The following is a 22401-nucleotide window of genomic DNA, read 5'->3' as shown; positions in this document are numbered from 1 at the left end:
TTGGATGTCCGTAACTTGAAAGAATATTCTTCCTCTCGAGCACTATGTCTTCGCTGCATGGAGCAGCGCTTTCTGTCGCGCTGGCAGAAAGGGCCGAATCAGAAGTTGGTAGGCTCCGCCGCCCACAAGTCCGCCGAGCAGAGGAGCAACGATGGGAATCCACCAATAGCTCTGCGGCGAAGGAAGCGCAGAAGCGCCCCAGCCTGCGAGAAAACAGAACAGCCGTGGTCCAAAATCACGCGCAGGGTTGAGTGCCCACGCCTCCAGGTAACCCATCGATGCCCCGATTAACGCCACCAGAAAGCCGATCATCAGCGCTCCCGCATTCGCACCGGGAGCCATCTCGTTGTACTGCTCAGTGATCGCAAAGATGCCAAAGATCAGAAACGCCGTCAGAATAATCTCATCGCCAAAGGCGTGCATCGGCGTGATCGCCAGACCCGGATGAGTAAAGAAGACCCCCGCAGCCCCTCCCGTAGCTCGAGTAAGGTGGTTCGTCAGATTGAAGTTGTCGATCACCGGCGAGAACAGCGTGTATACGATCCCCGCCCCCAGAAAGGCTCCGGTCACCTGCGCAAAGCAATACGGAAGCACTTTGCCCCAGGAAAACCCTCGGTATACCGCAAGCGCCAGCGTAACGGCCGGATTTCCGTGGCAACCGCTCACCGAGCCCGTCGTGTAGATGGCGATCGTCACCGCCAGTCCCCAGGCGATGCACACTCCCCAATACGCCTGCTGGTAGGGGCTTGGACTGTAAAGCGTGTACATTGCCGCGACCGAATCGCCGAAGGCAATAATGAGGAACATAGCCACTGCTTCTGATATCAGTTGCCCCGCGAACGTCTTGCTCATGCAGCGTCTTCTCCTGGCTTGCCTGTTCGATTTCCTTCACTCGGGAATCACCACGGAAGTCGAAGATTCCGTCTGTCCGCTCGCTCGCCATTATCTACATTTTTCTCATTAGCCGAAGGATTGCCTCATAATGTCGGCCAAAATAAGATTTCGGTCCGTCCGCCGAGACAGAAAAGACGACGTTGCCGTCACACACTCTCTTCTGCAAATCAGCGAAGCCCTTTGCCCACTCCCTCCTTGTGCCCTCCGATCCCGCATAATGGAAGATCAGGGAGTTTTGCATGGGTTTATTCAGCAAGAAGATAAAGCAGGAACATAAGGTCATGCTCCAGCATGATCGCGCCGCCGGTACGCTCCAGTCCGAGTCCCACCGCGCCACGCCCGAGTGCCCACAACCCGAGCACTGGAGCATGATCGACTCTATGACCGCCGAGCTCGAAGTCCTGGAGTTCCTCGCAACGCTGGTTACAACCATCAAGCCCAGGCTCGTCGTTGAAACCGGATCTTTCCTCGGCGTCTCGACCGAATGGATCGCAAAGGGCCTCGAGCGCAACGGCTTCGGTAAAGTCATCAGCTGCGAGTTTGACCCCGCCGTCTACGCTCGTGCTAAAGAACGCCTCGAAGCCTCCCCACTCAAGCCCTGGATCGAACTCCGCAACCAGTCCAGCCTTGAGATGAAGATCGACGGCACCATCGATCTCTTCTTCTCCGACTCCGACATGCCCATCCGCGAGCAGGAGGTCAAGTGCTTCCTTCCCCAGATCAACCCCAACGGACTCATCCTTATGCACGACGCCAGCTCACACCACAAAGTCGTTCGCGACGCTGCGAAGTCGATGGAGTCCGAAGGTCTGCTCTCCGTCGTCTTTTTACCGACTCCTCGCGGACTCGTCATCGCTCAACCCCGCGCCGGTCGCAGCTAGACGCAGGAATAAGCGGATGCCAACCTCACAAACGCAGGAACAGTCCCACCCATTCCGAGCACCGTGGTATCTCTTTTCGGTCGGACTTCTACTCCGCGTCCTCTACGTCACCCTTGCCCACACCTACCGCATCCGCCCTTCGGAGGACCACCTCCAATTCGGGTGGGAGATGGGCCGGATCGCCCGCGCCATCTCCACGGGCTTTGGCTACGCCGATCCATTCACAGGCCACTCCGGCCCCACCGCCTGGGTTCCGCCACTCTACCCGCTGCTGCTCGCCGGCGTCTTCAAACTCTTCGGCGTCTACACCGCGAAGTCTGCCTGGGTGATCCTCACCATCAACAGCATCTTCTCCGCAGCAACAGCTCTCCTCATCTTCGAGATCGCCGCCAGATGCTTTCAACCCACCGGACGAGCCCGCAAGATCGCCCTTTGGTCAGCGTGGCTTTGGGCGCTCTACCCCGCCGCCTTGCAATATGCCGTTCACTGGGTCTGGGACATGGCCCTCACAGCTCTCCTCTTCTCCGCTGTCCTCGTGTTTGCCCTCCGTGTCCGCAGCATTGGAGAAGACTCCCCAGAACCAAATCCACAAACCACCCTCCGCTGGTGCCTCTTTGGCCTCTTCTGGGGCATGATCGCTCTATTGAACTCCACGATCCTCCTCTTCCTCCCTGTCTGCGGCATCTGGATGCTCCTCGGCGCAACAAAGGAGAAAGCCGCGCTCGGGCCCGCGATTAGCAAAGCCATCATCGCCGGAATCATCTTCCTCGCCTGCCTCGCCCCATGGATGGTGCGCAACGAAAAAGTCTTTCACGCCTTCATCCCGATTCGCGGCAATCTCGGCGCAGAGCTGCACGACTCCGTTCTCGACTCCTACAACGGCTTCACCGTCGGCACCAGAGTACCCGTCTGTGACGTCTGCCCGGAGTATCTCCGATACAAAAATATGGGAGAGTATGCCTATGTTCAAAGTGAAGGCAAGCTCGCACGCGAACATATTCGCACCCACAAACTGCGCTTCTTCGAACTCGCCCTCAAGCGGTTCTACTTCTACTGGATCAGCGTTCCCAAGCCAGTCGAAAAAGGAGTCCTCAACGAAACCTTCCGTGTTCTGAACTACAGCTTCGTCAGTCTCGCCGGACTTCTAGGCCTCTTCTTAGCCCTCAAGCAGCGCATCCCGGGAGCCATCCTCTTCGCATGGGCCTTCGCACTTCTGCCGCTCACCTACTACTTCGTCACCGTCCAAGCCCGCTTTCGCCACCCGCTCGAACCGCTCATGACGATCCTCGCCGTATACCTCTTCCAGTCCGCCACGCGACGACCTCAGCGGGAGCCGGCGTAACGCCCAATCTGCCACGCCTTCGCATACTTCCAGCTGATGTAGGCCGAATGATAAAGATGGAGCAGCAACCCTTCGCGCCCATCCAGAAAACCCAGCCGAAACCCAAAGTTCCACACAAACGTCAGGAGCGGAACCCAAACAACATTCCAGCAGAAAGCCACCCACGACCGGCTGACCTTCCCCTTTGCCGCAACAATCTTGCCGCCAAGACTGCTATAGCGGTTCATGTGTTCCAGATAAATATTCAAATCAGGATAGCCATGATGGAGAAAATCGTTCTCCATCGTCTCCACCCTCCCCGCAACCTGCACCGACTCATGCACCGGTCGATCTGTAAAGCCGGCCGCACCAGCGCTCGTGACACGCCGAAACAAACGTAGCTTGAGATCTGGATAGTAGCCTCCATGACGCATCCAGCGCCCAAGAAAGACATGCCGAAGCCGAAGCCGATAGCCATCTATCTGTGGCACCATCTCAGCATCAGCCTCCAGCATCTGCCCAATCTCCCTCTGCAACTCCACCGTCAGCTCTTCATCCGCATCCAGCGAAAGAACCCACGTCCCCACACACTTTTCAATGGCAGAGTTCTTTTGCCTCGCAAATCCCTTCCACGCCTCCGTAAAAATCTTCGCCCCGAACGACTCCGCAATCTCCCGAGTACGATCGGTCGAGCCCGAGTCCACCACCACCACCTCATCCGCAAACCGCACGCTGGAGAGCGTCCGCGCAAGGTTGGCTTCTTCATTCAAGGTGATGATGGCTACGGAGAGCGTCGCTTTCGGCATGCCCCTTCATTCTATTTCCCTTCACCCCAAATCCGGAGACCAGATCAGGACACCTTCATCTTGCCGTAACAAGATCGGACTAGTGTCTTGCTTTACAGCCACATCGCAAAACAAGCAGATTGAACCGGAATTAATGAATCATTCCCTCGCAAAAACTCCATACGGTCCTTGCCCCGCACGATGCTGAGCAGACGCCGCCTCCTCCAACGCGGGCTCACCTCCGCCGCCGGCCTCACCCTCAGCAAGACCGTGCCCGCGATGCAACAGGCAATGGCCTCGCCCGCTCAGATACGCAGCGGAGTCAGGCTCACCCGCTACGTCGATCCCCTGCCCATTCCGCCGGTTTTCCATGCCACAGGAAAACCAAACGAAGTCATCGACATCGAGACGCACCAGTTTCAGCAAAAGGTGCACCGAGATCTTCCCCCGACGACCCTGTGGGGATACAACAGCTCCTGGCCCGGCCCAACCATCGAAGCCCAGAGCAACCAACCCCTCAGCATCAACTGGATCAGCAAGCTTCCCACAACGCATCTCCTCCCCATCGATCACTCCATCCACGGCGCGGAATCGTCTCTACCCGCAGTCCGCAACGTCGCGCATCTCCACGGCGCCTGCGCCATGCCCGACGACGACGGCTACCCCGAAGCATGGTTCACAGCGCAGGGCGAACACGGCCCGCATGGCGCGAAGTTCAACCCCCGCCCCTCTGCCTATCCCAACTGCCAACCCTCTACCACCCTCTGGTATCACGATCACTGCCTAGGCATCACGCGTCTGAACGTCTACGCCGGCTTAGCAGGCTTCTATCTCATTCGCGACGAAGCGGAGAAAGCACTCAACCTCCCTCAAGGCGACTACGAAATCCCCCTCATGCTGCAGGACCGCCTCTTTCACCACGACGGCTCCCTCTACTACCCAAAAGTTGTCAACGGTCCAAAGGAACATCCCATCTGGATCCAGGAGTTTTACGGCGACTACAACTGCGTCAACGGAAAAGTCACCCCATTCCTCGAGGTCGAGCCGCGCAGGTATCGCTTCCGAATCGTCAACGCTGCGAACGCCCGCTTCTACCACCTCCGTCTCTTCAACTCCGACGCCACCGGAAAGATCCTGAACGACTCCTTCGACACCCCATCCTTCCAGCAGATCGGCACCGACGGCGGCCTCCTCCCTGCCCCCCTCCTCGAACTCCACTACCTCCTCGTCGCTCCAGGGGAGCGCTTCGATATCGTCATCGACTTCTCCGGCTGTGAAGCCAAATCCTTCTCGCTCGTCAACGACGCCCCTGCCCCCTACACGATGGGCGGCCAGTACCTTGCCGAAGACGTCATGCTCTTCAGAGTGACAAAGCCTCTCTCCAGCCAGGACACCAGCGTCGTCCTCGAAACGCTTGTCCCGTTCGAGCCGCTCGTTCCCACCTACGCGACCCGTGAGCGTCTCCTGCTCGTCTCAGAAAAAGAGCGCCCCTCCGACGGCTACGTCATCACTGGCCTTCTCGGCAACGCACGCTGGCACGAACCCATCACCGAAGATCCAAAGGCAGGTTCGACAGAGATCTGGTCTTTCATCAACATCACCGGCGACGTTCATCCCCTGCACGTCCATCTCGTGCGCTTCCAGGTTTTGAATCGCCAGACCTTCGACGTGCCAACCTATCAGCAGACCGGCAAGCTCGTCTTCACCGGAAGGCCAATGGCGCCGGAGAGCAACGAGCGCCCCGCCTACAAGGATACGATCAAGTCCTACCCAGGCTATGTCACCCGCGTCATCATGCGCTTCGATCTTCCCCATGGAGCGCAGGTCTCTCCAGGCGACGAGCTCCTCTACGTCTGGCACTGCCACATCCTCGAGCATGAAGACAACGAGATGATGAGGCCGTACAAGGTGATCGTGTAACTAAGGCGTCACACGCGTCGGCAAACTCGAATGTAAACAGAGTGGTAATAAGCTATTACATTCAAAAACATTTTTCTCACGACGAAATCCCACCCACAACGTAACCGTAATTATTGATCATTTCACTTTGACGTGACACACCAACCACGCCACTGCCTCTACGGTTATCCCACTGAGGTTGTATTCCCCAACGGGTCAATCCGTTCCCTCAGTTCTTCGGAGGTATCACTTTGAAACGTACTGTCAGCGCCCCTAACGGGACCTTGAAGTGCGGCGCCATGATGTTGATTGCGCTGCAAGTGTTTGCGGGACTGCCACAATCCGCCTACGCCCAAACTGCCGTCCCCGAAACAAAGACCCCCATCAAGCACGTCATCATCATCATCGGTGAAAACCGTACCTTCGATCACGTCTACGCCACCTACAAGCCGAAGGCAGGCGAGACCGTGTCGAACCTCCTCTCCAAGGGCATCGTCAACGCCAAGGGCCAGCCTGGGCCAAACTACTCCCTCTCCGCTCAGTTCTCGGCAGTCGATAGCACCACAGCTGATAACGGAAAGTACTCCAACAGCCCGCAGGAAAAGAGCATCTACAGCACCCTTCCCGCGGCTCTCGCTGGCGGACCTCAAAAGCCAAGCGTCACCAGCGCACCTTTCACGACCCTGAAGGTCGCCGAACTTGCCGACACCGGTCTCGCGGCTGGTTATGACAAATTCCTGCTCACTGGCGCGACTGGTATCGCCGGCGGCAAGCCCGACACTCGCATTACGAACGACACCAACCTGCGCGAAGGTGTCTTTCAGCTCAGTGGATCCAAGTTGCCGTACGACGCCTACACCAACAGCCCCGTTCACCGCTTCTTCCAGATGTGGCAGCAGGTCGATTGCAACGCCGACTACGCCACCGAAGACAACGCCAGCGGTTGCTTGAACGACCTCTTCCCCTGGGTTGAAGTCTCGGTCGGCGCCGGCAGCAACGGCGCCCCGCAGCCAGCCAACTTCAACGAAATGACCACCCACGAAGGCGCCACCTCCATGGGCTTCTACAACATGGCCCAGGGCGACGCTCCGTACTTCAAGAAGCTTGCCGATGACTACACCATCAGCGACAACTTCCACCAGTCGGTAATGGGCGGCACCGGTGCCAATCACATCATGTTTGGCTTCGGCGATGCCATCTTCTACACGAACACCAAGGGCGCTGCCACCAAGCCCCCCACCAACGAAATCGAAAACCCCAACCCCCAGGTCGCGACCAACGACTTCTACGACCAGGATGGTTACGGCGGCGGAAGCTACGTCAACTGCGGCGACCTCAACCAGCCAGGCGTTCCAGCCGTCACAAACTACCTCCAGTCCCTCAAGCGGCCTGTGAAGCCCAACTGCGTCAAGGGCGACTACTACCTCGTCAACAACTACAACCCCGGCTACAACGGCGACGGCACGCTCACGTCGCAGTACTCGCCCTTCACCATTCCTCCCACCAGCCAGAAGAGCATCGGTGACGATCTCGTCGCCCATAACGTACCCTTCAAATACTTCGGCGAGAACTGGGATCTCTACGTAACCGATCCCACCGAGTCGAACGCCTTCGATGCATACTGCAACATCTGCAACCCATTCCAGTACCAGACCCAGTTCATGGGAACTCAGGCCGCCCGCCAGACCTACATCGCGGACACCACTGAGCTCTATGAGGACATCGACACCGGCAACCTGCCGCCAGTCTCCATCGTCAAGCCCAGCGGCGGCTTCAACGATGGTCACCCGGCGTCTTCTAAACTCGATCTGTTCGAAGGCTTCACCAAGAAGATCATCGACGGAGTCAAAGCCAACCCGACCCTCTGGGCCGACACTGCCATCTTCGTCACCTTCGACGAGGGCGGCGGATACTATGACTCCGGCTACATCCAACCCGTCGACTTCTTCGGCGACGGTACCCGCATTCCCCTCATCGTTGTCTCCAAGTACTCCACCGGCGGAAAAGTCTCGCACGAGTATGGCGATCACGTCTCCCTCATGAAGTTCATCGAGAAGAACTGGGGCCTGCCCACCATCTCCGACCGCAGCCGCGACAACCTGCCGAACCCGATCCAGAAAGCAAACAGCCCTTACGTCCCGACCAACAGCCCTGCAATTGGCGATCTGACGGATGACTTCCAATTCTCCACCAAATAACCGCAGCACGGCTCAAGATCCAACCTTCGACGGTCAGCCCACGCTGGCCGTCGAAGTAATTTCTTAATCACACTGGCCATAAATAAAATGAAGAATCTCCGCATACAGAAATTGATCGCAAAAGTCCTTCCCTCAGCTCTCCTCCTCGCGGCAATCGCAACCGCCCCCGTCACGCATCTCCTCCATGCAGCAAGCCCAACCGCCTTACCGAAGTTTCACGTGCAGGACCAATGGAACCTCGGCGGCAAAGGAGGATGGGGCTTCCTCGTTCTCGACGCGCCAGCTCACCGTCTCTACATCCCTCGAACCAATCGTGTGATGGTCGTAGACACCGACACCGGCAAGCTCATCGCAGAAATAGAGGACATGAAAAACATCCGCGACATCACGCTCGACAACTCCGGCAAGTACGGATACGTCACCGACGTGACCGACGGAACAGCCGGATTCGTCCGTGTCTTTGACCGCACCAGCCTCAAAGTAGTCGCCTCCGTCCCCACGGGCGCCGTCCCGGCCTCCATCGCCTTCGACCCCGTTTCAAACTCCGTCCTCGCGTTCAACTCGCATAGCCACAGCGCGACCGTCATCGACGCCGCGACCAACCAGGTTACCGCAACAATCCCTCTCAATAGCCGCCCCGGCTCCGCGATTGCCGACGGAAAAGGAGCCCTCTTCGTCGCGCTCCCAGCCCTCGGTCAGATCACCCGCATCGACGCCGCTGCAAAAAAAATCACCGCATCCTGGCAGCTCGCCCCCTGCACCGGCCCAAGCGGCTTAGCCAGCGATAGTGCTCACCATCAACTTTTCACAGCCTGCGAAGATCACAAGCTAGTCTCAGTCGACACAGAGACCGGCCACGTCACCCCTATCGGCGAGGCTCCACCGAACGTCGGCGACATCGACTTCGACGCACGGCACAACCTGCTCTTCGTCGCCGATGCCACCGGCACGCTCTCCATCTTCCGCCGCGACGGGCTCGCCAAATACTCCCGCATCCAGCAGGTAAGCACTCAACCGGGCGCAAGAACAATGATCGTCAGCCAGAAGGACGACAAGGCATATCTCGTAACCTCCAAGTTCGGCCAGAACACTGGCACCGTCTCCGAAGAGTTACAGTTCCGACCCACTCCAATCCCAGGCACCTTCTCAGTCATCGTCGTCGGACGCTAACAAAGAATCCGGTTCAAGAAGGCCCACTATGTGTAAGGGAAAATCTTTCTTCCCGGCCAACGGGAGGGCCATTATCAATTGTCTTGCCGTGACAAGGTATACCCGTCACGAAGTGACCGCCTGCCGCGCAGGCAGCCCGTCCGGCAGGACAAATCTTTAAACATCCGCCCACGGCGGCTGGCCCAGCGAGACATGCCGATACTTCGGCGTGTATCCAAGCTCCCGCGCATAGTTCAGTATCCGCTCAAAGTCCAGGCTGATCGTTGCCCCCGCCTTCTGCGTCACCTCATCTTCAATCGGCAGATCGAAGTCATCCGCACCATAGTTCAACCCACCCAGCGCCTGCTCATTCTGAGTCAACACCGAAGTACGAATCCGCGGAACATTATCCAGATAAATTCGGCACAACGCCAGGTGCCGCAGATACTCCGCCGTCGTAATCTCAATCCCACCAATCTGCGTGAAGTAAGGCTTGAACGTCCAGCAAAGAAAGCTCGCCAGCCCACCAGTCTCATCCTGAAACTGTCGCGTCCGTTCAAGGTGCTCCAGTCGCTCCTCCAGGCTCTCATCAAATCCGATCACCATCGTCGCCGTCGTCTTCAACCCTGCTTCAACAATCGCCAGCTGCGCTTCAAAATACTGCGCGACGGTGTACTTGAACTTCGAGTGCCGCGCGCGAAACTCCTCAGTCAGAATCTCCGACCCACCGCCAGTGATCCACCGCACGCCTGCAGCCTTCAGCCGCGCCGCCGCCGCCGGGTAGCTCAGCTTCGCATGATCCGCCAGATACATAAACTCCGCAATGGTCAGCGCATAAAACTCCAGCCCATCGCCATACCGCGCGCGAATCGCAGCAAACAACTCGCAGTAATAACTCAGCGGCAGATGCGGATTAAATCCGCCATTGAACGCCGCCAGATCTCCTCCCAACGCCAGCAGTTCATCCAGCTTCGCAAACACATCTTCCTGGCTCAACACATACCCGCCATCCTGGCTGGGCAGCTTGTAGAACGCACAGTAGTCGCACTGCGCGACACACACATTCGTATAGTTGATGATCCGCATCACCATATACGTGCACGAACCCGGAGCATGAAATCGACCGCGCGCCACGGCGGCAAGAGAGCGCAGCTCCTCATCGGAAGCGTTGTTCCAAAGCCACCGCGCTTCATCCCGCCCAATCCGGGAGCCCTCGGTGAACTTACCTGCAATCTCGGAAAACGTCGTCGCAATCGAAGCGGCAATCTGGCTCATCCTTCTAGTGTAGTGCGCCCGCGCCCGCCAGACCACTCGCGATGAGCCGCACTGCAGCGCCACCCACGCCTCAATTCAAGGCCCGCGGCTCGCCATCACCAGATTCTGCCACCCCGTCTTGCTCATCTTCAGCCTTTGCCCACGCGTCAGAATCACCGACCCCTCACTACGCCCCTCTCGCGCCACCTCGCGCACATAGTCCATGTTCACGATCGTAGACCGGTGAATCCGCACAAATCGATTCGGGTCCAGCGTATTAGCCAGCTGCTTCACCGTCTCCCGCAGCATAAAACTCTTCGTCCCCACATGTAGGCACGAATAGTAATCCTGCGCCTCAATCCACTCGATCTCCTGAACATTAACCACCGTATCCTTCGTTCCATTCGGCACCAGCAGCCGCTTCGGATACTCCTTTGCTCCAGTGTCTCCCGTCTCCACTTCAGCCAGAACCTGCTTCAAACGCTCCTGGTTCAGCAAGGCTGTATTCGAAGCAATTCGCTTCTTCGCCTGTGCCAGCGCAACCTTCAGCCGCTCCGGTTCCACAGGCTTCGTCAGGTAATCAAGCGCATGCACCCCAAACGCGCGCAGCGCATACTGATCATGCGCCGTTACAAATACCGTCACCGGCATCTGTGCCGCGCCCACCTGCTCGATCACCTCAAACCCTCCCCTGCCTGGCATCTGGATATCCAGAAACAGAACGTCGACCCGCGACGCCCTCAGCGAGGCCAACACCTCGCCGCCGTTCCTGCACTCGCCAACCACCTCCACCTCATCATCCCCGGCAAGCAGAAAACGCAAACGTTCCCGTGCCAGTGGTTCGTCATCGGCAATCAGCGTCTTCAGCTTCATAGGGCTTGCGGCTCATAAGGTATGGTGATCGCAACCTCAAAGCCGCCATCCTCAAGCGGCTGTGCCCTCATCGCAAATTCGTTCTGGTAAAAGTGCAGCAATCGCTCCCGCGTATTCTTCAGCCCGATCCCGTGTCCTTTCTGCGACTGCGCACCAGCTTCGGCTCCCGTATCGCGCACCATCAGGTGCAGGCTCCCACCGTCGCGTCGCGCAGAGGCCTCCACCACGCCCTCACTCACACAATGCGCAATCCCATGCCGAATCGCATTCTCAACAATAGGCTGGAGCAAAAAACACGGCACCAGGCTGTCCAGCGCTCCAGGATCGACCTTGATCTTTACCTTCAGTCGATCCGCAAATCGAATCTGCTCGATCGCCAGATAGTTATCGATCATCTCCAACTCCTGCGAGAGCGGAACCTTCTCCGGCGTCGTCCGCTTCAGCGTGCTCTTCAGGATCGCGTTCAGATGGGACAGCATCTCTACCGCCTCTCGCTGTCTCCCAAGCTCCACCAGCGTCGTGATTGCGTTCAACGTATTGAAGAGAAAGTGTGGCTCAAGCTGCATCTGCAGCGCACGCAGGTGAGCCGAAGAGAGCTGCTTCTGAAGCTCGAGCGATCGCATCGCATCGTCCTGCGCCCGCAACTTGTATTGAACGATTCCGGTCACCCCGATAATGAACCCATAGAGCAGAAGCTCGATGCCGAACCGGTTGACGTTGAACAGAACCCCCCACATCAGGCGTTCCTCCCCCGGACCCCAGCCGAGCGGAAAGCCGATACCCCACAGCATCAGCAGATGAACCAGCGCAAGCATCGATCCCGCAATCACGTGCAGCACAATCGTCTTCACGGAAAGGCTGGAGACAATCGGTAAGCGCGGCGCCAGCTTCCACAGTACGCACGCAATCGTTCCCCACCAACCCCAAAGAACTGCGCCATAAACCAGCGAGGCTGGATGCATCACCGACCCACACTCGGCTGCAGTAGCGAGCGCCAGTATGGCCGCAAGCGACAGGATCAACACGTAGCCGTTGAGATGCCTGCTTGCAGGTGCAGCGCCTTCCTCGGCTGTCTTTTCCTGCAAGATCGCCGGAGCCTGCCGGTACTCCGGAGCAGTGGTGAGAGCGTTCATGCGCACATCCTTTCTCTAATCCTGAAAGGTTCTTTCTACGTCAAATCTACGCCGCACCTCCCTAAGCGAGAGCGTGCAAGAATCAGGATCTATCCTCTCCCCCGCGACTCCAACATCTTTGCAGCCAACGCCCTCATTCTTGCAGGCAACCATGTTACATCTCGCTCCCTCGCTCCGGCACGCTATCAATGCGAGTCCACTGCAGCATCCCAGACTTCGCGGATCGCCTTGCTGACGAGCTCGGGTTCGTCGATCTGAATGAAGTGGCCGCTCTGCTCGGCGAGTCGGAAGTGTCCATTCGAAGAGCGAGAGGCCAGGTCTTTGTCTGCCGCGAGGAAGTTGGCTTCGATCTGGGCGCTTTTGGTGTTGAGAGGCGGTGGAAAATCGATGGGCTTGCCGTGGCCGAGGACAATGAGAGGAATATCAGTGTGCCACTCGAGGCGCTCGGTGGGTGGGAGCTGGCCGGTGCGGCGAATCTGTTCCGGAGTCTGTCCATTGAAGGCATTGGGATCGACCTGAAGAGCCCGCCATGTCTCTCCGTGGACGGGATCGACAAGTACAAGGCCTTTGACGGTTCCGGGATACTTTGTCTGATAAAGGCGGACGAGCAGTCCGCCTAGAGAGTGACCGACGAGAATATAAGGCGGTTGGATGGTGGCGACGGCAAGCAGTCGATGGAGGTCGTCAACGAATTGTGCGGCATCCTCGGGTGCGCTGCGCTGAGGGCGGCTTTGGCCTAATCCGTCCCGGTCGTAACTACAAACCTGGGTGAAGGCCGCGATGTCAGGTTGGACCTTGCTCCAGTCGGAACTGGTGCGACCACGGCCGGATTCGAGGATGACTGCAGGTCCATGGCGAGTTCCTGCGCAGGATAGAAAGAGACTCTTGGATCCAATGTCCCATAGTTGCTGGCGGGACGTGGGTGGCCTGCTAGCTTGGCCTGCTCCGCACAAAGGAAGTGACGCCACGCACCAGATGAAGAGTGTCACTAACTTGGCGAAGTTGATTCGTTTCGCGGTTGGCCAGTTCACGGTCGGTTTCTTCTTCATGCAGGGCATCATAGTCCCTGCGGTTCCTCTGAAAGTCGGCTTTTCGGCAAGTTGAGCCGTTCACCTCAAACTGACCCACTATCCCAATACCTGCAAAGCAGCCAGCGAAGCCAGTCCGCAGCGACATACTCCACCGCGCATCCTGCCATACTCCCTGCAGCTTTAGCACCTCCGGCTGCATATCGGTTTTCAAGCTCAGAACACAGGCTCATCCTGACACTGAGGTACTACCGCTATGCAGGCGAACAAAACCCTCGCGCTTCTCTGCACATTAATCTGCATTCCCCTCGCGTCATGTTCCCGCGTCGTAGCCCACGCCAACACCTCTCCTCCCGAGGGCGTCCCCGTCCACGTTGCCCGCGCCGTAGCCCAGGATGTGCCATTGGAGATCGCGGCAGTAGGAAACGTCGAGGCCGTCGAGAGTGTCGACGTCAAGCCGCGCGTAGCCGGGCAGATCAAAGACGTCGCCTTCACAGAAGGACAAAACGTAACCAAAGGCCAGCTACTCTTCACCATCGACCGCGACACGCTAAGCCGCCAGCAGGCACAACAGCAAGCCGAGCTCGATCGTGATATCGCCATGGAGCAACAGGCTACCGCCATCGCCGCGCGAGATGCAGCCTCGCAGAAGCAGAGCCAGTCCGAAGCCGACACTGCCGTCAAGTTAGGCGAGCTCGGCGTTCTCTCCGGTCAAAGTGTGAAGCAAGCCGTCACCATAAGCGACACCACGCGCGCCAACCTCCAGGCCGACAAGGCCGCCATCGCCGCCGCCGCCGGTGCCATCAACGCCGACCGCGCCCGCATCGCCCAGACACAGTTGCAGCTCAGCTTCGCCCAGGTCGTCGCTCCCATCGCCGGCCGCGCCGGTGCCGCCATGGTCAAGGCCGGCAACGTGATTCGCGAAAACGACACAACGCTCGTCACCCTCCTTCAGCTCGCACCCATCCGCGTAGCCTTCGGCATTCCGGAGCAAGCCCTCGCCGAGGTACAGCACCTCAGCACCCTCGGCCCACTCGAAGTCGAGGCAGGCCCTGGCGACGGCCCCCTCGGCAAAGGCCGCCTCGATTTCATCGACAACACCGTCGATCCCACTACCGGCACCATCCGGCTCAAGGCCACATTTCCAAACACCGACGGAGCTCTCTGGCCCGGCGAGTTCGTCAACGTCCGCCTCCGTCTACGGGTCGACGCCAACCAGATCGTCGTTCCGCAGTCCGCCATCCAACAAGGCCTCGACGGAAAGTACGCATGGCGCATCCAAGCAAGTGTCGCAACCATGGTCCCCGTCACCGTGCTGCGCACCTATCGGCCCCCAACATCCCCACAGGCGGCGAGCGAAGTCGCAGTTCTCGGCAGCGGCCTCCGTCCCGGAGACGAGATCGTCACTGAAGGCCAGCTGCGCCTCACCCCCGGCGCACGAGTCTCTCCCATCGACGTGCCCTCCGGATCACGCGATTCCACCAACAACACCGTGCGCAACGGCGCACCCTGAGCCCAATCTGCCGACGAGGTTCCAGCCATGCGCTTTACCGAGTTCTTCATCCGTCGCGCCATCACCACCACACTGCTCATCTCCGCCATCGCAGGCTTCGGCTTGCTCAGCTATCTCTCCCTTCCAGTCAGCAACCTGCCCGAGGTCGAGTACCCCACCATCCACATCTCCGCCTCACTCCCCGGAGCCAACCCCGACTCCATGGCCTCCACCGTCGCCACTCCACTCGAGAGCGAGTTCTCCCGCATCCCCGGCATCGAAAACATGACTTCCACCAGCTCCGTCGGCAGCACCGACATCACCCTCCAATTCGCCCTCAACCGCAGCGTCGACGCAGCCGCGCAAGACGTCCAGGCCGCCATCTCCCGCGCCACCGGCAACCTTCCTCCCGGCATGCCCGACCCACCCTCCTACTCCAAGGTCAACCCCGCCGACGACCCCATCATCTGGCTCGAGATGCACTCCCAAACCATGTCCTTCGAGGAGTTCTCCCGCTACGCCACCCAGATCGTCTCCAAGCAGATCTCCATGGTCAACGGCGTCTCGCAGGTCGAAGTCTACGGCCCCGAGCGCCCCGCCATCCGCGTCCAGGCCGACCCCGCCCGCCTCGCCGCCTATGGCCTCGATCTCGAACAACTCCGCACCGCCCTCACCACCAACAGCGCAAGCCTTCCCACCGGCACTCTCTACGGAGAAGCCCGTGACTACTCCCTCCAGGCCAACAGCCAGCTCACCACCGCCACTCAATTCTCCGACCTCGTCATCGCCTACCGCAACGGAGTTCCCCTCCGCCTCCGCCAGGTCGCCCAGGTCTTCAACAGCTCCAGCAACGACAAGCACACCTTCTGGATCAACGGTCGTCGCGGAGTCATCCTCGCAGTACGCAAGCAGCCCGGCGCAAACACCGTCCAGGTCGCCGATCAAGTCAAAGCCGCCGTCCAAAACCTCCGCAGCGTCTTACCTCCCGGCGTCTCCTTCGGCCGAGTCTCCGACGACGCCGACATCGTCCGCGACTCCATCTCCGAGGTCAACCACACCCTCATGCTCACCATCGTCCTCGTCGTCTTCGTCATCTTCGCCTTCCTCGGCACCGTCTCGTCCACCCTCATCGCCAGCGCCACCATCCCCGTCTCCATCCTTGGCTCCTTCATCGCCATGCGCCTCCTCAACTACACCGTCGACATGTTCTCCATGATGGCCATCACCCTCTCCGTCGGCTTCATCGTCGACGACGCCATCGTCATGCTCGAAAACATCGTCCGCCATCGTGAGATGGGCAAATCCCCCCTCACCGCCGCGCTCGACGGAGCCGCCGAAGTCGCCTTCACCATCCTCTCCATGACCCTCTCCCTTGTCGCCGTCTTCCTCCCCATCCTCTTTCTTAACGGAGTCCTCGGGCGTCTCCTCCGCGAGTTCGCCGTCACCATCTCCGTCTCGATCCTGCTCTCCGGTGTCTCCGCACTCACTCTCACTCCCATGCTCTGCAGCCGTTTCCTCAGCGAGCGCACCCACGCAGACAACTGGTTCCACCGCCGCACCGAGCGCATGTACGCCGCATTAGAAAACGCCTATCGCCGTTCTCTCGATCGAGTCCTGCGTCACCCCCGCGCCACCATCGTCGCCAGCATCGCGATGACAGCAATCACCGCCATCCTCTTCACCATCGTCCCCATGAGCTTCATGCCTGCCGTCGACGTTGGCGGCATCTCCGGACACATCGAAGCCCCGCAGGACAGCTCCTTCGCCCAAACCATCTCCAACGCCGAACAAGTCAACAAAGCGATGGCAGCCCTCCCCTGGATGGACAGCAACCTCTCCGGCGTCTACGCCCAAAACGAAGGCTGGCTCTGGATCAACCTCCGTCGAGACCACCGCCCCAACGTCAAAACCATCATCGCCGACCTCCAAAAGAAGCTCGACCGCATCCCCGGCCTCAAGGTCTATCTCCGTCAGCCGGACTTCATCGACCTCGGCCAGACCGAATCCCGATCCCAATACTCCGCCGCTCTCCAAAGCCCCGATGCAGACGAGCTCTACCGTTGGGCGCCGCGTCTCAAAGAAAAACTCGACACCCTCCCCGAGCTGGCCAACGTCTCCACCGACCTCCAGATGAGCGCCCCTCGCGTCAACGTCGACATCCGCCGCGACCTCGCCATGTCCCTCAACATCGACCCCGAAAAGATCGCCAACACCCTCTACGACGCCTACGGAAATCGCCGCGCCAACACCATCACCGTCGCCTCCCAACAGTACGACGTCATCCTCGAAGTCGCCCGCGAGTATCAACGCGACCCCGAGACAATGGGCAGCATCTACCTCGCATCCACCACCAACCACCTCGTTCCCCTCTCCGCCGTCACCACGCTCAGCCAGACCGTCGCACCACTCACCGTCAATCACCTCGGCCAGTTTCCCGCCGTCACCTTTCACTTCGATCTCAAGCCCGGCGTCTCGCTCGACGCAGCCACACGCGCCGTGCAGCGCGCCGCCACGCAGATGGGCCTTCCCGCCAGCATGAACTTCACCTTCCAGGGCACCGCCGCACAATTTCAAAGCTCGCTCAAAGGACTCGGCCTCCTGCTCATCATCGCCATCATGGTCATCTATCTCGTCCTCGGCGTCCTCTACGAGAGCTTCATCCACCCCATCACCATCCTCTCCGGCCTCCCTGCCGCGGCCATCGGCGCACTCCTCACGCTGCTCATCTTTAGGCAGGATCTCAACCTCTACTCCTTCCTTGGCATCATCCTGCTAATCGGCATCGTCAAGAAGAACGCCATCATGATCGTCGACTTCGCCCTCGCCGCCGAGCGCAATCACGCACTCCCGCCCGAGCAGGCCGTCTATCAAGGTTGTCTTCAGCGCTTCCGTCCTATCATGATGACCACGATGGCGGCACTGCTGGGCGCGGCTCCTATTGCATTTGGTCAGGGCATCGGAGGAGAAGCGCGTCGTCCACTAGGTATCGCAGTCGTAGGAGGACTTCTGCTCTCACAGTCCCTCACCCTCTACGTCACACCTGTCATCTATCTCTACCTGCATCGCCTTCAGCGAGGCCGTCGCAAAGAAGTTGTCCTGCCGGACGGGCCTCCTGCGCGGAGCGCGGTCACTTCGTGACGGGTATACCGGTCGTGTCACCGTCATCAACAAAGGGCCTCCCGCTGGTCGGCACGATCTAACCTGCGACCAACGGGAGCACCAAGCGAAGCGGTACACAAGTCACGAAGTGACCGCCGCCCGCGCAGGGCGCCCGTCCGGCAGGACCTTCTCCCTCTGCGCCCCCCGCCAATGCGCAGGAGGAGTTCCCTCCCACATCCGAAACGCCCGCACAAAAGAGTTAGAGTCCTCATACCCCAGAAGATAAGCAGTCTCATTCAGCTCAAGCAGAGAGTTATTAAGATAGTGCCGCGCCAGCTGATGCCGAGCCTCCTCAAGAACCTGCTGAAAGCTATACCCCGCATCCTGCAACCGTCGCTGCAACGTGCGCGAGCTGATGTGCAGTTCGCGCGCGATCTCCTGCATCTTCGGCCGTCTCCCAGCAAGCTTTCTCTGGATCGCAGCCCGGACCCTCTCAGGGAAACTCTCCTCGCCCTTATGCTGCTTCAACTCTTCATCAAACTGCGGTGCAAGCATAGCCAAAAGCTCGGCATTGCTCGTCACAAACGGCAGAGCCGCATCCGAGCTACGGAAGATGATCGCATTACGAACAGCGCCAAACACAATCGGACAGCCGAAGTGCCGCTCAAAGATCTTTGCATGCGTCGGCTGGCGCGCAAGCTCAAGCCGCAGCGGAGAGATCCGAGTCCCAGTCCCATGCCGCGCAATGCACAGCACCCACGCAAAACAGAGATCGGTGAGCACCGCAGGCTCAACGCTATCGGCGAGCAGCCAGCGAAACTGAATGCTCCACTCGCTGTCATCCATCTCGTGGATGATCTCCTCAGGACACGAGAGTTGTTTGTAGCGGGCCATCTGCTCCATAGCTTCGCCGAAGCTGGCCGTAGAGAGAGCCGCAAGCGCAATCGGATCGAAGTGTTCCGCCTTGGTCTCGGTGCCAAGTTCGAGGCCAATGGCGGGGTTCGGGCTATTCACGCCCACTCCCCGCCACAAGGCGAACAGCTCTTCGGTCGTTACGACGATGCGCGGTTGATCGAGTAGCCCCGGAGCCAATCCCGCACTCTGAAGCACCGCAGACGCACCGACTCCCAACTCGTGTAAACGTGTTGCCAGCCGGCCGGGAATCCGAAAGCGTTTGCTCATGGTTATGATTTCAAGGAGGCCATGTCGATCGAGAAGCGATACTTCACGTCCGACTTCAGCAGTCTTTCATACGCCTCGTTGACCTTCTGAATCGGAATCACCTCCACATCAGCGGTGATGTTGTGTTTGCCGCAGAAGTCGAGCATCTCCTGAGTCTCGGCGATTCCGCCAATCGGCGAACCCGAGAGGCTGCGGCGTCCAAACAGCAGGTTGAAGGCAGACACAGCAAGTGGCTTCTCCGGAGCGCCCACCAGGCACAGATTGCCATCCCGTCGAAGCAGCCCGAGGAAGGCGTTGATGTCGTGGTCCGCCGAGACGGCGTCGAGAATAAAGTCGAAGCTGCCCGCGTGCTTGGCCATCTCATCCGCATTCCGCGAAACGACAACCTCATCGGCGCCAAGGCGGATCGCATCATCTTTCTTACCCGGCGACGTCGTGAACAGGACAACATGCGCTCCCAGCGCGTGCGCAAATTTCACACCCATGTGGCCCAGTCCGCCAAGCCCCACGATCCCGACCTTCTTGCCCTTGGTCACGCCCCAGTGATGCAGAGGCGAGTAGGTCGTGATGCCCGCGCAGAGCAGAGGCGCGACTCCGGCCAGGTTGAGGTTCGTAGGAACCTTGAGCACAAAGCGCTGATCCACAACCACGCTGTCCGAGTAGCCGCCATAGGTCACGCCACCCGTGTGCTTGTCGGGAAAGTTATAGGTAAGGGTCATGTTCGGGCAAAACTGTTCGAAGCCCTCGCGACAATCCGGGCAGGTCCCGTCGGAGTCGACCATGCAGCCGACCGCGGCAAGATCGCCGACCTTGAACTTCGTGACTGCCGAACCTGTCTTGGTAACGCGGCCAACGATCTCATGGCCCGGCACGCAGGGGTAGACAGTAGGCATCACCCCACTCCACTCATTGCGAACCTGGTGAAGGTCGGAGTGACAGATCCCGCAGAAGAGAATCTCAATCTGCACGTCGGTTTCGGTTGGATCGCGCCGCGCGATCGTGGTGGGGGCGAGCGGCGATGTCGCACTTGCAGCCGAGAATGCTTTTGCGTTGTACATGAGTTAAAAGCTAAACCCGCTCACGCATCGACGATAAGCAGAACACGCCATTCCATATGCAGAATACGCCAATCCGTTGGTTCAGGGAACGGCGATATAGGTAGCCTGTCGAGCGATCAGCATCCATGAACCCGTCACCGCTCGCTGCCAGACGTCGGTATAGCGGCGAGTCTTGGGTTTGCCAGCGTCAGGGCCGACAGCCTCCGTCAGATCCTCATGTCCCATAACGATGACAAGATCTTTAAACGTCGATGTGGCCTCAACCGTGTTGCTGTACGCACTGTATTGAATGTGACCTTCTCGCAGAAGAGCCAGTACCGTCGCGCGATCCATGACTTTGTTGCCGGGACTGTTGACCTTCATCTCCGGTGACCAGATTTTTTCGAGTGCGGCAGTATCCTTAGCACGCATCGCACGGCCGATTGCCTCTTGAGCCGCATGGACCTGTTGAACTGGGTCGTCTTGTGCAAAGAGAAGGGATGCTGAAGCAATCAGCAGGATCGCAGAGTAGGTGAGCAGGCGCATCGACAAGTACCTCCGAGAAACGAAAATAGCTTCCACGAGGAAGCAAACGAAAGCCTGAAAATCTGACTGGAATTAGCGAATCTGTCAAATTACCTATGCGTTACAACGTACCTGTTCCAAAGTGACACACCTTTTGCCGATAGGTCGAAAATAAACTTGAAAAACATGGCGTATTTTCCGACGCCTCAAAACACACGTCCAAAACACCACGTCTACCACGCAATCCACCACAACTTCACCACGATTTCACCACCATAAAACAGTCGAAATCTGCAAAACCCCCTTCAAACTTGAGGTTTTTCCCTGCTGAAGTTTTTAGTACAAAAGTTTGCAACTTCAAGCATCGTTTCCTCACCTTCCCGGCGTCCGAACCGATAGACACAGCAGAGAACCTCGAATGCTGACCAGAAAGTTGTATTACCTAGAGCGGCACCCCAAACCTAGAATGACCTTCATGCCGGCCTCCCTCGCAGCGTGCGCCAAGTCTTTGATTTCATTGCAGAAATCTCGCCTCCGCCTTTTCGCGCTGGCCACCCTGCTGCTCTCGGCGGCGCACCTTCTATCGGCCCAGACCTTCGAATCCTCAACAAATCTCACCATAGCCGAGCAATACCTCCTCGCCGCCGCCAACCAGGACCGCATCAATCAAGGACTTCAGCCACTTCGCTTCGACCCCGTCCTCGCCGAAGCCTCCCAGATCCACGCCCGCGAGATGGCCGCCCACGCCGAAATCTCCCACCAGTTCGACGGTGAACCCGCACTCGCTGCCCGCGGAGCCAATGCTGGCGCACACTTCAGCCTTATCACAGAAAACGTAGCCGAAGCTCCCACCTCCGTCATCATCCACAACCTCTGGATGCACTCGCCCGGCCACCGCGCCAATCTGCTCGATCCCAACGTAGATTCCATCGGAATCGCCATCGTCACCCGCGATCACCAGCTCTATGCAGTGGAAGACTTCGCCAGCACCGTTCAAACCCTGTCACTTAACCAGCAGGAGCGCACCGTCGCCAGCGTCATCGCCCAGTCAGGGATGCGCGTCGCCGAGACCACCGCGGAGGCCCGTCAAACCTGCACAATGTCCTCTGGTTACGCGGGTTCTCGCCAACCCTGGTACATCATGCGCTACACCGCCGGAAGTCTGAACGAGATTCCCAGCAAGCTCAAAAGCAAACTGGCCTCCGGCAAATACCACCAGGCCGTAGTCGGGGCCTGTTCCGTAAACCGCAACGGCCCCTTTACTGCCTACAACATCGCAGTTCTGCTCTACCCATAGGCAAGAGAGGCAGCAACCACTACGCCGCATGTTGCGCTTCCTCCGCACTCGCAGGGTGCGAGGCTAATCGCTGAAGCGGGTTAAAGCAGCGGAACTGTCCAACGTGCCTATCAACTCTACAAGCTCTCTCCGCTGTAAACGCTAGATGCCACATGTTGACGCTACTCTGTCGACACCGCCATCGAGGTAGCTTTTGACCCCTCCACCCCGATTTGTTATAACTGAAGAGGCGCGGGAGTTTTCTCGCACTTCAAAGATGTTCCTGAGTAGCTCAATGGCAGAGCATTCGGCTGTTAACCGAAGGGTTGTAGGTTCGAGTCCTACCTCAGGAGCCAATTTAGAATCAATAAGTTA

At 58.8% G+C, this 22401-nt stretch carries 17 protein-coding genes and 1 tRNA gene; 9 read left to right on the top strand and 9 right to left on the bottom strand.

Annotated elements, in window-relative coordinates; all coding sequences use genetic code 11:
• Positions 1-42: 42 nt before the first annotated feature.
• Complete coding sequence (locus HDF10_RS04915; protein WP_183810978.1) at positions 43-852, bottom strand: MIP/aquaporin family protein; 810 nt, start codon at positions 850-852, stop codon at positions 43-45.
• 281 nt (positions 853-1133) lie between these two features.
• On the opposite strand from HDF10_RS04915, the gene HDF10_RS04910 reads away from it, so the two are divergent.
• Positions 1134-1775 carry an O-methyltransferase gene (locus tag HDF10_RS04910; protein WP_183810976.1) on the top strand — a complete coding sequence of 214 codons (642 nt, stop codon included), beginning with the start codon at positions 1134-1136 and terminating at the stop codon, positions 1773-1775.
• 16 nt (positions 1776-1791) lie between these two features.
• A complete protein-coding gene (locus HDF10_RS04905; protein ID WP_183810974.1) occupies positions 1792-3117 on the top strand; it encodes an ArnT family glycosyltransferase in 1326 nt (441 codons plus the stop codon).
• Here the strand turns inward: HDF10_RS04905 and HDF10_RS04900 are convergent.
• Positions 3099-3902: a glycosyltransferase family 2 protein gene (locus HDF10_RS04900; protein ID WP_183810972.1), complete on the bottom strand. Its 804-nt coding sequence runs from the start codon at positions 3900-3902 to the stop codon at positions 3099-3101. The genes HDF10_RS04905 and HDF10_RS04900 overlap by 19 nt on opposite strands.
• Before the next feature lie 168 nt (positions 3903-4070).
• Between HDF10_RS04900 and HDF10_RS04895 the strand changes: the two genes are divergently transcribed.
• The 3 genes from HDF10_RS04895 to HDF10_RS04885 all read left to right on the top strand — a co-directional run bounded on the left by HDF10_RS04895 (position 4071) and on the right by HDF10_RS04885 (position 9148).
• Entirely contained in the window at positions 4071-5801 is a 1731-nt protein-coding gene (locus HDF10_RS04895) for a multicopper oxidase family protein (protein ID WP_260177612.1), read from the top strand.
• 230 nt (positions 5802-6031) lie between these two features.
• Positions 6032-7978 carry an alkaline phosphatase family protein gene (locus HDF10_RS04890; RefSeq protein ID WP_260177611.1) on the top strand — a complete coding sequence of 649 codons (1947 nt, stop codon included), beginning with the start codon at positions 6032-6034 and terminating at the stop codon, positions 7976-7978.
• Between the two features lie 111 nt (positions 7979-8089).
• Complete coding sequence (locus HDF10_RS04885) at positions 8090-9148, top strand: YncE family protein (protein WP_260177610.1); 1059 nt, start codon at positions 8090-8092, stop codon at positions 9146-9148.
• A gap of 156 nt (positions 9149-9304) precedes the next feature.
• Here HDF10_RS04885 and HDF10_RS04880 read toward each other — a convergent pair whose 3' ends face one another.
• The 4 genes from HDF10_RS04880 to HDF10_RS04865 all read right to left on the bottom strand — a co-directional run bounded on the left by HDF10_RS04880 (position 9305) and on the right by HDF10_RS04865 (position 13436).
• Positions 9305-10402, bottom strand: coding sequence for a radical SAM protein (locus HDF10_RS04880; protein ID WP_183810968.1), 1098 nt, complete (start codon positions 10400-10402; stop codon positions 9305-9307).
• A 75-nt stretch (positions 10403-10477) separates the two neighbouring features.
• Entirely contained in the window at positions 10478-11254 is a 777-nt protein-coding gene (locus tag HDF10_RS04875) for a LytR/AlgR family response regulator transcription factor (RefSeq protein ID WP_183810966.1), read from the bottom strand.
• A complete protein-coding gene (locus HDF10_RS04870; RefSeq protein ID WP_183810964.1) occupies positions 11251-12387 on the bottom strand; it encodes a sensor histidine kinase in 1137 nt (378 codons plus the stop codon). The genes HDF10_RS04875 and HDF10_RS04870 overlap by 4 nt, the downstream gene beginning before the upstream one ends.
• Positions 12388-12572: 185 nt before the next feature.
• Positions 12573-13436: an alpha/beta fold hydrolase gene (locus HDF10_RS04865; protein ID WP_183810962.1), complete on the bottom strand. Its 864-nt coding sequence runs from the start codon at positions 13434-13436 to the stop codon at positions 12573-12575.
• 235 nt (positions 13437-13671) lie between these two features.
• On the opposite strand from HDF10_RS04865, the gene HDF10_RS04860 reads away from it, so the two are divergent.
• Both HDF10_RS04860 and HDF10_RS04855 read left to right on the top strand, forming a co-directional pair.
• Complete coding sequence (locus HDF10_RS04860) at positions 13672-14928, top strand: efflux RND transporter periplasmic adaptor subunit (RefSeq protein ID WP_183810960.1); 1257 nt, start codon at positions 13672-13674, stop codon at positions 14926-14928.
• A gap of 27 nt (positions 14929-14955) precedes the next feature.
• Entirely contained in the window at positions 14956-18045 is a 3090-nt protein-coding gene (locus HDF10_RS04855) for an efflux RND transporter permease subunit (protein WP_183810958.1), read from the top strand.
• A 102-nt stretch (positions 18046-18147) separates the two neighbouring features.
• Here HDF10_RS04855 and HDF10_RS04850 read toward each other — a convergent pair whose 3' ends face one another.
• From HDF10_RS04850 to HDF10_RS04840, 3 genes are all read right to left on the bottom strand, one after another.
• A complete protein-coding gene (locus HDF10_RS04850; protein WP_183766882.1) occupies positions 18148-19188 on the bottom strand; it encodes an AraC family transcriptional regulator in 1041 nt (346 codons plus the stop codon).
• A gap of 2 nt (positions 19189-19190) precedes the next feature.
• Positions 19191-20246 (bottom strand): NAD(P)-dependent alcohol dehydrogenase, encoded by a 1056-nt coding sequence (locus HDF10_RS04845; protein ID WP_183810956.1) that lies wholly within the window; start codon positions 20244-20246, stop codon positions 19191-19193.
• An 81-nt stretch (positions 20247-20327) separates the two neighbouring features.
• Entirely contained in the window at positions 20328-20771 is a 444-nt protein-coding gene (locus tag HDF10_RS04840) for a nuclear transport factor 2 family protein (RefSeq protein WP_183810954.1), read from the bottom strand.
• A gap of 454 nt (positions 20772-21225) precedes the next feature.
• Here HDF10_RS04840 and HDF10_RS04835 point away from each other — a divergent pair, with 454 nt between their 5' ends.
• Positions 21226-22047, top strand: a complete 822-nt coding sequence (locus tag HDF10_RS04835) for a CAP domain-containing protein (protein WP_183810952.1) — start codon at positions 21226-21228, stop codon at positions 22045-22047.
• 260 nt (positions 22048-22307) lie between these two features.
• A tRNA-Asn gene (locus tag HDF10_RS04830) sits at positions 22308-22382 on the top strand.
• Positions 22383-22401: the final 19 nt, after the last annotated feature.

It is taken from the genome of Tunturiibacter empetritectus (assembly GCF_014201375.1).
Classification (GTDB): domain Bacteria; phylum Acidobacteriota; class Terriglobia; order Terriglobales; family Acidobacteriaceae; genus Edaphobacter; species Edaphobacter lichenicola_D.
The sequence above is the reverse complement of the archived record's forward strand: the minus strand, read 5'-3'. Positions and strand labels throughout refer to the sequence as shown.